The sequence below is a fragment of the Streptomyces sp. NPDC021622 genome, from assembly GCF_040640795.1.
In the GTDB taxonomy this organism is placed as follows: domain Bacteria; phylum Actinomycetota; class Actinomycetes; order Streptomycetales; family Streptomycetaceae; genus Streptomyces.
The window spans coordinates 292,696-305,340 of record NZ_JBFACK010000003.1 but is presented as its reverse complement, the minus strand read 5'-3'; the positions used below and the strand labels follow the sequence as shown (position 1 = coordinate 305,340).

8 protein-coding genes are annotated in these 12,645 nt (G+C 71.3%); all 8 read left to right on the top strand.

What is annotated here, in order from left to right:
- The first annotated feature begins 18 nt into the window (after nucleotides 1-18).
- The 8 genes from iolC (at nucleotide 19) to AB0G47_RS08750 (ending at nucleotide 12,635) form a co-directional block, all read left to right on the top strand.
- Complete coding sequence (iolC, locus tag AB0G47_RS08785; RefSeq protein WP_360766543.1) at nucleotides 19-996, top strand: 5-dehydro-2-deoxygluconokinase; 978 nt, start codon at nucleotides 19-21, stop codon at nucleotides 994-996.
- The gene (locus AB0G47_RS08780) at nucleotides 993-1,874 is read left to right on the top strand and encodes a deoxyribose-phosphate aldolase (RefSeq protein ID WP_360765765.1); all 882 of its coding nucleotides are present in this window, start codon (nucleotides 993-995) and stop codon (nucleotides 1,872-1,874) included. The genes iolC and AB0G47_RS08780 overlap by 4 nt, the downstream gene beginning before the upstream one ends.
- Nucleotides 1,875-1,883: 9 nt before the next feature.
- A complete protein-coding gene (gene iolB / locus AB0G47_RS08775) occupies nucleotides 1,884-2,699 on the top strand; it encodes a 5-deoxy-glucuronate isomerase (protein WP_360765762.1) in 816 nt (271 codons plus the stop codon).
- Nucleotides 2,696-4,579 (top strand): 3D-(3,5/4)-trihydroxycyclohexane-1,2-dione acylhydrolase (decyclizing), encoded by a 1,884-nt coding sequence (gene iolD, locus AB0G47_RS08770; RefSeq protein WP_360765759.1) that lies wholly within the window; start codon nucleotides 2,696-2,698, stop codon nucleotides 4,577-4,579. The genes iolB and iolD overlap by 4 nt, the downstream gene beginning before the upstream one ends.
- Nucleotides 4,580-4,634: 55 nt before the next feature.
- Nucleotides 4,635-6,137 carry a CoA-acylating methylmalonate-semialdehyde dehydrogenase gene (mmsA, locus tag AB0G47_RS08765; protein ID WP_360765757.1) on the top strand — a complete coding sequence of 501 codons (1,503 nt, stop codon included), beginning with the start codon at nucleotides 4,635-4,637 and terminating at the stop codon, nucleotides 6,135-6,137.
- A gap of 220 nt (nucleotides 6,138-6,357) precedes the next feature.
- Nucleotides 6,358-9,096, top strand: a complete 2,739-nt coding sequence (locus tag AB0G47_RS08760; RefSeq protein ID WP_360765754.1) for an alpha/beta fold hydrolase — start codon at nucleotides 6,358-6,360, stop codon at nucleotides 9,094-9,096.
- On the top strand, nucleotides 9,093-9,986 hold the full coding sequence (locus AB0G47_RS08755; RefSeq protein ID WP_360765752.1) for an ABC transporter permease: 894 nt from the start codon (nucleotides 9,093-9,095) through the stop codon (nucleotides 9,984-9,986). Before AB0G47_RS08760 ends, AB0G47_RS08755 begins: the two co-directional genes overlap by 4 nt.
- A 972-nt stretch (nucleotides 9,987-10,958) precedes the next feature.
- The gene (locus tag AB0G47_RS08750; RefSeq protein WP_360765750.1) at nucleotides 10,959-12,635 is read left to right on the top strand and encodes a von Willebrand factor type A domain-containing protein; all 1,677 of its coding nucleotides are present in this window, start codon (nucleotides 10,959-10,961) and stop codon (nucleotides 12,633-12,635) included.
- Nucleotides 12,636-12,645 lie beyond the last annotated feature (10 nt).

Genomic DNA, 12,645 nt, shown 5'->3' with positions numbered 1-12,645 from the left:
CCGTTTGACGTCATCACCATGGGGCGGATCGGGGTGGACCTCTATCCCCTGCAGGCCGGGGTGCCGCTCGCCGATGTCACCACCTTCGGCAAGTTCCTCGGCGGCTCCGCGTCGAACGTCGCGGTGGCGGCGGCACGCCTCGGCCGCCGGGTGGCGCTCCTCACGCGTACGGGCGAGGACCCCTTCGGGGATTATCTGCACCGGGCGCTGCGGGAGTTCGGGGTCGACGACCGGTGGGTGACGGGGGTCGCCGGACTCCCCACGCCGGTCACCTTCTGCGAGGTCTTCCCGCCCGACGACTTCCCGCTCTACTTCTACCGGCAGCCGAAGGCGCCCGACCTCGAGATGTACGAGAGCGAACTCGACCTCGGCGCGATCGCCGCCGCGCGGGTGTTCTGGATGACGGGTACGGGGCTGAGCGCGGAGCCCAGCCGCTCGGCGACGCTGGCGGCGCTCGCGGCCAGGGGGCGGCGCGAGGTCACGGTCTTCGACCTGGACTGGCGGCCGATGTTCTGGAGCGACCCGCAGGAGGCCAGGCCCTTCTACGCCGAAGCCCTGCGGCACGCGACCGTCGCCGTAGGAAATCTCGACGAGGTCGAGGTGGCGACGGGGGAGCGGGAGCCGTACGCCGCCGCTCGGGCCCTGCTGGCGGCGGGAGTTGAGCTGGCCGTGGTGAAGCAAGGGCCGAAGGGTGTGCTCGCCGTCAGCCGCTCCGGGGAGGCCGCGGAGGTGCCGCCCCTGCCTGTGAGTGTCCTGAACGGTCTTGGGGCGGGGGACGCGTTCGGCGGCGCCTTGTGCCATGGGTTGCTCGGAGGGTGGGGGCTTGAGCGGACCATGCGGTACGCCAATGCGGCGGGGGCGATTGTCGCTTCGCGGCTGGAGTGCTCATCTGCCATGCCGTTCCCTGACGAGGTCGAGGCGGCGGTTGCGGCGGGGGAAATTTCAGCCTGTCCGGCGTTTGAGGACGAACTCGGCGAAGCCGGTGATCGACGGTGACTGATATCGCCGGGCTCACCCGCATCAGGGCCTCCCGCCCAGAAGCCATCGCTGAGGCCGCTTCCCGGCGCACCCGGCGGCCCCTCCTCGGCGGCAGTGGGCGGCTGATGATCATCGCTGCCGATCACCCCGCACGCGGCGCCCTCTCCGTAGGAGGACGTCCGTTTGCCATGGCCAACCGCGGGGACCTCCTCGAACGGCTCTGTCTCGCGCTCTCGCGCCCCCGCGTGGACGGCGTGCTCGCCACCGCCGACATCCTGGAGGATCTCCTGCTGCTCGGCGCCCTCGACGGGAAGGTCGTCATGGGGTCCATGAACAGGGGTGGACTCGCCGGGGCCTCGTTCGAGCTGGACGACCGGTTCACCGGGTATCGCGCAGAGGATCTGGAGCGGCTCGGGTTCGACGCGGGGAAGCTGTTGCTGCGGGTCGACTACGACGACCCCGGATCGCTCGCCACCATGGACGCCGCCGCACGGGCCGTCGACGCGATGGCCGCCCGCAGGCTGCCCGTCTTCGTGGAGCCGTTCCTCTGCCGCCGCCCGGCGGACGGCGGACCGCCGCGCAACGATCTGAGCGCCGACGCCGTCACCACGTCCATCGCCATAGCCTCCGGCCTCGCCGGGACATCGGCGTACACCTGGCTGAAGGTTCCCGTCACCGAGAATCCGGACGACATGGAGCGGGTCATGGAGACCAGCACACTGCCCGCCGTGCTGCTCGGCGGTGATCTCGGCGACGACAGTGACGCCGCGTACGAGAAGTGGCGCGGCGCCCTGCAACTGCCCACCGTCCAGGGGCTCGTCGCGGGGCGCACGCTGCTGTACCCGGCGGACGGGGACGTGGCGGGCGCGGTCGACACCGCCGTCGGACTGCTGTAGGAGGGCCACATGACGTACGTACCGAAGGGCAGCGCGGCCGAGGGGCCGTACGTCCTCGAGCTCGGTCACAAGCGGACCGGACTCAGCCATTCCGAGCTACGGGTGATCGAACTGGAGCCCGGCACCACGCACTCCTTCGCCACCGGAGAGAGTGAATGGATCGTGCTCCCGCTGACCGGCGGCTGTACGGTGCAGGCGGAAGGCGAGATCATCGAACTGCTGGGCCGGGACGGCGTGTTCAGCGGAGTCAGCGACTTCGCCTATGTGCCCCGTGACGCCCACATCCAGATCGCCTCCGGCGCGGGAGGCCGCTTCGCCCTGGCAGGAGCGAAGTGCGAGCGTCGACTCCCCGCCCGCTACGGCTCCGCGCCGGAGGTCTCCGTCGAACGACGCGGCAGCGGCAACTGCGCCCGCGAGGTCCGCAACTTCGCGTCCGCCGACGCCTTCGACTGCGACCGTCTCATCGCCGTCGAGGTGATCACGCCGGGCGGCAACTGGTCCTCGTATCCGCCGCACAAGCACGACGAGAACCGCCCCGGCCTGGAGACCGAGCTCGAAGAGATCTACTACTTCGAGATCGAGGAGGGCCGGGGAGGGAGCGAAGGGTTCGGATATCAGCGGGTCTTTCCGTCCAGGAGCGGCGGCACCGACGTGCTCGCCGAGGTGCGGACCGGCGACGCCGTGCTCGTCCCCGACGGCTGGCACGGGCCTTCCATCGCCCAGCCGGGGCACGCCATGTACTACCTGAACGTGATGGCGGGACCGGGGCCCGAGCGGGAGTGGCGGATCTGCTTCCACCCCGATCACACGGAGGGATACCGATGACCGCGACGAACACGGTGAGGCTCACCACCGCGCAGGCGCTCGTCCGCTTCCTGTCCCGGCAGTTCACCGAGCGGGACGGCCGTCGGCAGCGGCTCATCGGCGCCACCTGGGGCATCTTCGGGCACGGGAACGTGGCGGGGATCGGCCAGGCGCTCGTCGAGTACGCCGATGAGATGCCCTACCACCAGGGGCGCAACGAACAAGCCATGGTGCACGCCGCCGTCGGGTACGCCCGCCAGTCCGGCCGCCTTTCCACGCACGCCGTCACCACCTCCATCGGGCCCGGTGCGACCAACCTCGTCACCGGCGCGGCGCTCGCGACCGTCAACCACCTCCCGGTCCTGCTGCTGCCCGGCGACACCTTCGCCACCCGGCCCGCCGACCCGGTGCTCCAGCAGCTCGAAGTCCCGTACGCGGGCGATGTGTCGGTCAACGACTGTCTGCGGCCGGTTTCGAAGTACTTCGACCGGATCACCCGGCCCGAGGCCCTGATCCCGGCCGCGCTCGCCGCGATGCGGGTGCTCACCGACCCGGCCGCCACCGGCGCCGTCACGCTCGCCCTGCCGCAGGACGTGCAGGCGGAGGCGTACGACTGGCCGGCGGATTTCTTCGCGGAACGGACCTGGGTCGTACGCCGCCAGGCGCCCGACCCGCAGGAGCTCGCCGCCGCCGCACGGCTCGTACGGGACTCCCTGCGCCCGCTGATCGTCGCGGGCGGCGGGGTGCACCACAGTGCCGCCGAGGACGCGCTGCGGGAGCTTGCCGACGCCACCGGGATCCCGGTCGCCTCCACGCAGGCCGGCAAGGGGTCCCTGCGCTTCGATCACCCGGCGGACGTCGGCGGCATCGGGCACACCGGCACCGCGACCGCCGATGAACTGGCCTGCACCGCCGACCTGGTGATCGGCGTCGGCACCCGCTACAGCGACTTCACGACCGCCTCCGGGACGCTCTTCGCCGCGCCGGACGTCCGCTTCCTCAACCTCAACATCACGTCCTTCGACGGTCACAAGATGGCGGGCACCCCGCTGATCGCCGACGCGCGCGCCGGGCTGCGGGCGCTGACCGGGGCGCTCGACGGGTACCGCGTCACGGACGCCTACGCCGCCGAGTACACCGACGACAAGGTGCGCTGGGAGCAGCGCGTCGACGCGGCGTACGCGGCCGACGAACCCGACGTACGGCCCACACAGGCCCAAGTCCTCGGGCTGCTCGACGAGTTGGTCACGGAGCAGGACGTGATCATCAATGCCGCCGGGTCGCTCCCCGGCGATCTGCACAAGCTGTGGCGGGCCCGCTCGCCGCGCCAGTACCACGTCGAGTACGGCTACTCCTGCATGGGATACGAGATCCCCGCGTCGATCGGCGTCGCGATGGCCGCCCCGGACCACCACGTCTGGGCGCTGGTCGGCGACGGGACATATCTCATGATGCCCACCGAAATCGTCACGGCCGTCCAGGAGAACATTCCGGTCAAGATCGTGATCCTGCAGAACCACGGGTACGCGTCCATCGGCGGCCTCTCCGAGTCCGTGGGCGGCGAGCGCTTCGGCACCGCCTACCGCTTCCGGGCGCCGGACGGGACGTACACGGATGCCCCGCTGCCCGTTGATCTCGCGGCCAACGCGGCCTCGCTCGGGATGCGGGTGATCCGCGCCAAAACCGTCGGTGACCTGCGCGATGCCCTCGCCGATGCGCGCTCGGCCGACCGGCCCACATGTGTCTACATCGAGACGGAAACGGCAGACACAGTGTCGGGCCCGCCTCCCGCGCAGGCATGGTGGGATGTGCCCGTGGCCGAGACAGCGACCCGACCGTCGGCGGTCAAGGCCAGAGAAGAGTACGACCGGCACGTCACAGCCCGACGCCGCCATCTGTGAGACCTGTGAGACCTGTGCGAGTGCCGCCGCCAGCTGAGAGTAGGGATGCTTGATCATGACGAAGACCGTCAATCACTGGATCGGTGGGAAGACCGTCGAGGGTGCGTCGGGTACGTACGGTCCGGTGACCGACCCGGCGACCGGCGCCGTCACCACGCAGGTCGCCTTCGCCTCCGTGGACGAGGTGGACGCCGCCGTCGCCTCCGCGAAGGCCGCGTACGAGACGTGGGGCAAGTCGTCCCTGGCCAAGCGCACCTCGGTGCTCTTCGCCTTCCGCGCGCTGCTCGACGCCAACCGTGACGCGATCGCCGAGCTGATCACCGCCGAGCACGGCAAGGTGCACTCCGACGCGCTCGGCGAGGTCGCCCGTGGCCTGGAGATCGTCGACCTGGCGTGCGGGATCACCGTGCAGCTGAAGGGCGAGCTGTCGACGGAGGTGGCATCGCGCGTGGACGTGTCGTCCATCCGCCAGCCGCTCGGCGTCGTCGCCGGCATCACGCCGTTCAACTTCCCGGCCATGGTGCCGATGTGGATGTTCCCGCTGGCCATCGCGTGCGGCAACACCTTCGTCCTGAAGCCGTCGGAGAAGGACCCGTCGGCGTCGATGAAGATCGCCGAGCTGCTGAGCGAGGCCGGTCTGCCGGACGGCGTCTTCAACGTCGTACACGGTGACAAGGTGGCCGTGGACGCGCTCCTGGAGCACCCGGATGTGGCCGCCGTCTCCTTCGTCGGCTCGACGCCCATCGCCCGCTACATCCACACCACCGCGTCCGCCAACGGCAAGCGCGTGCAGGCGCTCGGCGGTGCCAAGAACCACATGCTGGTCCTGCCGGACGCAGACCTGGACGCGGCCGCGGACGCCGCGGTCTCCGCGGCGTACGGCTCGGCGGGCGAGCGCTGCATGGCCATCTCGGCCGTGGTCGCGGTCGGCTCCGTCGGTGACGCCCTGGTCGCGAAGATCAAGGAGCGCGCCGAGAAGATCAAGATCGGTCCCGGCAACGACCCGACGTCCGAGATGGGCCCGCTCATCACGGCCGCGCACCGCGACAAGGTCGCCTCGTACGTGACGGGCGCGAAGGCCGAGGGCTGCGAGGTCGTGCTCGACGGCACGGGCTACACCGTCGAGGGCCACGAGGACGGCCACTGGATCGGCCTCTCGCTGCTCGACCGGGTGCCGGTCACGGCCGCCGCGTACAAGGACGAGATCTTCGGCCCGGTCCTCTGCGTGCTCCGCGTGGACACATACGAGGAGGGCGTGGCGCTGATGAACGCCTCGCCGTTCGGCAACGGCACCGCGATCTTCACCCGTGACGGGGGCGCCGCGCGCCGCTTCCAGCTGGAGATCGAGGCGGGCATGGTCGGCGTGAACGTGCCGATCCCCGTGCCGGTGGGCTACCACTCCTTCGGTGGCTGGAAGGACTCCCTCTTCGGCGACCACCACATCTACGGCAACGACGGCACGCACTTCTACACGCGCGGCAAGGTGATCACCACGCGCTGGCCGGACCCGTCGGACGCCCCGGCGGGCGTCGACCTGGGATTCCCGCGCAACCACTAGCGGCTGCGCGCCGGGCGGTGCGCCGCGTTCATCACCGGCTTCGCCGAGTTCGTCCTCAGACGCCGGACGGGCTGGAAATCCAGCCCGTCCGGCGTCTGAGGAGCGGGGTCCGGGTACCGCAACCGTCGTACATGGGAGCCCGCGCCTACTCCCCAGGGAGGTAAGCGGGTTCACCCCGGCGGCTGCCTCGGATGTCGGCGCCCGCCCGTACGGTTGACGCATGGATCTACGACTGCCCAAGCGTGGAGTGCCCAAGCGCGGACTGCTCGCCGCCGGCGCCGCCCTCGCGGTGCTTGTGGGCGCGGGCACCTGGACGGCGGTGGCATCGGACGACGCCCCCGCCGTTCACCGCTCGGACCGCGTGATGGAGATGAAGGGCGCGGGTGGCGCGGAGATCGACACGTCGTACTTCACCGCGGGTGATCCATCGGCCAAGCGCCCCGCCGTCCTCATCGGCCACGGCTTCGGCGGCAGCAAGGAAGACGTGCGCGACCAGGCGGAGGACCTCGCCCGTGAGGGGTACGCGGTGCTCACCTGGTCCGCCCGCGGCTTCGGCAGGTCCACCGGCAAGATCGGCCTGAACGACCCGAAGGGCGAGGTCGCCGACGTCTCCCGTCTGATCGACTGGCTCGCCGACCGCCCCGAGGTGGAGCTGGACAAGGACGGCGACCCGCGCGTCGGCGTCACCGGTGCCTCGTACGGGGGCGCGGTCTCCCTCCTCTCCGCCGGATACGACCAGCGTGTGGACGCCATCGCGCCCCAGATCACGTACTGGAACCTGAGCGACGCGCTCTTCCCCCACGGCGTATTCAAGAAGCTCTGGGCGGGCCTCTTCATCAGCACGGGCGGCGGCTGCGACCGGTTCGAGAAGCAGCTCTGCGAGATGTACGACCGGGTCGCCGTTTCCGGGAAGCCGGACGACCGGGCCCGCGAGCTCCTCGCGGACCGCAGCCCGTCCGCCGTCGGCGACCGCATCAAGGTGCCCGCCCTGATCGTGCAGGGCCAGTCCGACTCCCTCTTCCCGCTGGGCCAGGCCGACGCGATGGCCAAGGCGATCCGCGGCAACCACGCCCCCGTGTCCGTCGACTGGATCTCCGGCGGCCATGACGGCGGGGACCGCGAGACGGGGCGGGTGAACGCCCGCATCGGTTCGTGGTTCGACCGCTATCTGAAGGACGACAAGAACGCGGACACGGGACCGGCGTTCCGGGTCACGCGCACCGGAGGCATCGACTCCACCGATGGCGCCGCCACGTTGCGCGGCGCGAGCGCGGACCGGTATCCGGGCCTGGAGAGCGGCCTCCGCAAGGTGCCGCTGACCGGCAGCGCACCCGCAATCGCGGCCGGGGGCGCGTTCGGGCAGGGCGCCGCCGGAAGCGAGGACCGCCGTGCGGTCGCCGGGCGCGAGCAGAGCTTCGAGAATCCGGCGGGGGCCGCGCCGCCCGCGATCTCCGCGCTGCCGGGCGTCGGCGGCGGCCTCTCCCAGCTGTCCTCGCTCGGCGTCGGCGTCTCCCTCGACTTCCCCGGGCAGTACGCCGCGTTCGAGTCGGCGCCGCTCAAGGACGACGTGCGGCTCACCGGATCGCCGACCGTGCGGGTGCACGTGAAGTCCGAGAGCGACGACGCGGTGCTCTTCGGGAAGGTGTACGACGTGGGTCCGGGCGACGAGCAGCCGGTGCTGCCCGCGCAACTGGTCGCGCCGGTAAGGGTGGAGAACGCGGGCGCCAAGGGCGGCAAGGACGTCGACCTGACCCTGCCCGCCGTCGACCACGACCTGCAGAAGGGCCACCGCCTCCGCCTCGTCCTCTCCTCGACGGACCTGGGCTACGCCTCTCCGGCGGAGCCCACCACGTACACGGTGTCCCTCAAGAGCGACCTGTCGGTCCCGACCGCGCCCGGCGTGAAGACGGCGGCCGCGCCGCTGCCCTCCTGGGTGTGGTGGCTGCCGCTCGCCGGAGCGGTCGTCGCCCTCGGGCTCCTGCTGACCGCGCGGCGCCGGACGACGGCACCCGCCGCCGACCCGGAGCTCGCCGAAGTCCCGCTGCAGATCACGGACTTGAGCAAGCGGTACGCGAAGTCGACGGACCGGTACGCGGTCCGTGACGTGTCCTTCCGCGTGGAGCGGGGCCAGGTCCTCGGCCTCCTGGGTCCGAACGGCGCGGGCAAGACGACGACCCTGCGCATGCTGATGGGCCTGATCCGGCCCGACGCGGGCGAGATCCGCGTCTTCGGGCAGGCGATCCGGGCGGGCGCCCCCGTCCTCTCCCGGGTCGGCGCCTTCGTCGAGGGCGCGGGATTCCTCCCGCACCTCTCCGGCCGGGAGAACCTGGAGCTGTACTGGAAGGCCACCGGACGCCCCGCCGGGGACGCCCACTTGGACGAGGCGCTGGAGATCGCGGGGCTAGGCGATGCCCTTGCCCGCGCGGTGCGGACCTACTCCCAGGGCATGCGGCAGCGGCTCGCCATCGCCCAGGCGATGCTCGGCCTGCCGGACCTGCTGATCCTCGACGAACCGACCAACGGCCTCGACCCGCCGCAGATCCGCGAGATGCGCGAGGTGATGATCCGGTACGCCGAGGGCGGCCGCACGGTCATCGTCTCCAGCCATCTCCTGGCGGAGGTCGAACAGTCCTGCACCCACCTGGTGGTCATGGACCGCGGCCGTCTCGTCCAGGCGGGCCCGGTGTCCGAGATCGTCGGTTCCGGCGACACCCTGCTCGTGGGGCTTGCCGCGGACATCTCGGAACCCCTGGTCGACAAGGTCGCCGCGTTGCCCGGCGTGGCTTCGGCGGTCCGCGCGGACGGCGGACTCCTGGTTCGGCTCGACGGCACCGACGGCGCGAGCGCCGCGCGGCTGCTGCCCGAACTGGTGCGCCTGGAGCTGCCCGTGGACGCCCTCGGCCCGCACCGCCGCCTTGAGGACGCCTTCTTGACCCTGATCGGAGGGGACTCCGCGTGAGCGCCATCACTGAGCAAGAGTCCGTGCCCACGGCCGGGCCCAGGCTCGTCGAGACCGCGCCCGGCTACCGCCCGGGGCGGACGCTGCCGCTGCGGGTCGAGGCGGTGCGCCAGCTGAAGCGGCGCCGCACGCTGGTGATGGGCGCGGTGATGGGCCTGCTGCCGTTCATCCTGCTCATCGCCTTCGCCGTCGCGGGGTCGCCGGGGGCGGAGAACGGCCGGGTGACGCTGATGGACACGGCCACCGCGTCCGGCGCGAACTTCGCGGCGACGTGTCTGTTCGTGTCGGCGGGCTTCCTGCTCGTCATCCCCGTCGCGCTGTTCTGCGGCGACACCATCGCCTCCGAGGCGAGCTGGTCGTCCCTGCGGTATTTGCTCGCGGCCCCCGTGCCGCGGGCCCGCCTCCTCTGGTCCAAGCTGGCCGTGGCACTGGGCCTGAGCGCGGCGGCCATGATCCTGCTCCCCCTGATCGCCTTCGCGGTCGGTACGGCGGCGTACGGCTGGGGCCCGCTGGAGATTCCGACCGGGGGCACGCTGCCGGCGGGCACGGCGGCGCAGCGCCTCGTGATCGTCGTGGCGTACGTCTTCGTGTCCCAACTGGTGACTGCCGGGCTCGCGTTCTGGCTGTCGACGAAGACGGACGCGCCGCTGGGCGCGGTCGGCGGGGCGGTCGGCCTGACGATCGTGGGCAACGTCCTGGACGCGGTGACGGCGTTGGGCAGCTGGCGGGACTTCCTGCCGGCGCACTGGCAGTTCGCGTGGGCGGACGCGATTCAGCCGCGGCCGGAGTGGGGCGGGATGGTTCAGGGGGCGGCGGTCTCGGTGACGTACGCGGTGGTGTTGTTCGCGTTGGCGTTCCGGGGGTTCGCGCGGAAGGACGTGGTCAGCTGAGGCTCCCTGCCGGGGGGCTTTGCTGGGCCTGTGGTGGTGTTCTTGCCGGGGCCGCCCGGTTGTCCCGAGGTTGGCGGTTCCGGGCCGGGTGTAAAGGGCGCTCCGCTGCGCTGCGCGTCGGCTGCGCCGATTGCGCTTCGCTTCACCCTTGACACCCGTCCCTCCACCGCGAGAAGGAAGACGACCGGGCGGCCACGAAGCGGGGCTCTCGGGACTGCGGGGATGGTTCATCCGGCTTCACTGCCGGGTGCGGACTAGTTCGTCGCAGCGTGCCGCCGGCTGAAGGGGCGGGAGGGGTGCGCGGTCCGCTCGGGGATGGGTGCCGGTTTCGTCAAGCGTCTGCCGACCGGATCTCCCGGCCCCGACCGGGAGAGAGGGCGAGAGAGGGGTGTGGGGAACCTACTTCGGCAAAGTTGCGTTTCGCAGTGCCGCGCGCCCCCCTTGTGCCAGAACACTACTTTTCCAAAGTAGGTCCCCCACCCCCACCCGAGACGGGCGATGGTCACCTCGCAAGCGACGGCCACCCCGGAAGATCCGGTCGGTAGACGCTTGACGAGACCGGCATCCATCCCCGGACCGGTCGCGCACCCCTCCAGCCTCACGGCACGCTGCGACGAACTGGTCCGCACCCGGCAGGAAAGCCGGATGACCCATCCCCGCAGTCCCGAGAGCCCCCTTTCGTGGCCGCCCGGTCAATTCGCTTCTCGCGGTGGAGGGTTGGGTGTCAAGGGTGGAGCGCAGCGGAATCGGCGCAGCCGACGCGACGAAGGAGCGCCCTTTACGCCCGGCCCGGAACCGCCAACCTCGGGACAACCGGGCGGCCCCGGCGCCAATCAAAGCCACAGGCCCGGTAAACCTAGGGGAGCATCCCGCCGTAGCCACATCGAGACGCTTCCGCAACATCCCCGGGCGATCCCGCCGCCCGCCCCCGGCGTCACAGTCACGAGTGCTGACGAAGCAAGGGGGACCACCATGCGGACCTGGAAGATACGGCAGGCGTTGGTTGCCGCTGCCGTGGCCGGTGGGTTGCTGATCACCGGATGCAGTGGCGGCGGCGGGGGCGAGCGTGCCTCCGACCACGCGGACAAGAGCCGCGGCAGCGGCGGCGCCACGGGGCCGATGCCCGCGCCCGCCATGCCCTCCGCGCCGGACGGCGACAAGCGGCAGGAGGACGGTGCGGAGCGGGACTTCGCGCCGCCGCCCGACTATCTCTCCACCTTCGCCCTCGATGTCGACACCGCCTCCTACGGCTTCGCGCGCCGCACCCTCGCGGAGGGCAGGCTCCCGGACCCGTCGACCGTGCGGCCGGAGGAGTTCGTGAACAGCTTCCGGCAGGACTATCCCCGGCCCGAGGGCGACGGGTTCTCCGTGAATGTGGATGGGGCCCGTACTGACGCGGATGGGTGGTCGATGATGCGGGTGGGGCTCGCGACCGGCGCCGGGGAGTCGCAGGGCGAACGGCCGCCCGCCGCCCTTACCTTCGTGATCGATGTCTCTGGTTCCATGGCCGAGCCGGGGCGGCTCGACCTCGTCAAGGAGTCGCTCGGCATCATGACCGACCAGCTCCGCGACGACGACTCCGTCGCGCTCGTCACCTTCAGCGACAGCGCGGAGACCGTCCTGCCGATGACCCGTCTCGGGGGCCATCGCGGCAAGGTGCACTCGGCCGTCGACGCGATGGAGCCCACGCAGTCCACCAATCTCGAGGCGGGCATCCGGACGGGGTACGACACCGCCGTGCGCGGGCAGCGCGAAGGTGCCACCAACCGTGTCGTGCTGCTCTCCGACGCCCTTGCCAACACCGGTGAGACCAGCGCCGACGGCATCCTGGAGCGGATATCCGATGCCCGTCGCGAGCATGGCATCACTCTCTTCGGGGTGGGCGTCGGCAGTGACTACGGGGACGCCCTGATGGAACGCCTCGCCGACAAGGGGGACGGGCACACCACCTACGTATCGGACAGCGAGGAGGCCGAGAAGGTCTTCTGCGAGCAGCTGCCGGCCAACATCGAGCTGCGTGCCCGCGACGCCAAGGCGCAGGTCGCCTTCGATCCCGAGACGGTCGAGCGGTTCAAGCTCATCGGGTACGACAACCGCAAGGTCGCCGACGACGACTTCCGCGACGACAGCGTGGACGGCGGCGAGGTCGGGCCCGGACACACCGTGACCGCGCTGTACGCCGTACAGATGAAGCCCGGCGCGAGCGGGCACGTGGCGACCGCCAACGTCCGCTGGCTCGACCCCGACAGCCGTGCCCCGCACGAGGAGTCGAATCAGATCGAGACGGGGGATCTGGACGGTGAGTTGTGGGATGCGGACGGCGGGCTGCGGACCGCTGCCGTCGCCGCGTACTTCTCGGACGCGCTGCGGCGCGGGACCTCGGGGGCGAGCGAGCCGGGCGACCCCGCCGTGCGGCCCGACGCCTCCACGACGACCGCCGCCCCCGAGCCGGCGTACACCTCCGAATCCGGCACCTGGCAGCCCCTTCCCGGTGCCCCCGCTCTCTCCGAACTGGCCCGGCACGCCGAGGATTTGCCCACGAGTGGGGACAGCAAGGCCGTGCTCGGGCTCGTCAGCGCCGTCCGCCAGGCCGACCGCCTCATGGGAGACGGACACGGAGGGGGAGGTGGCGGCGAGATGTGGGAGTGAGTGCGGCGGC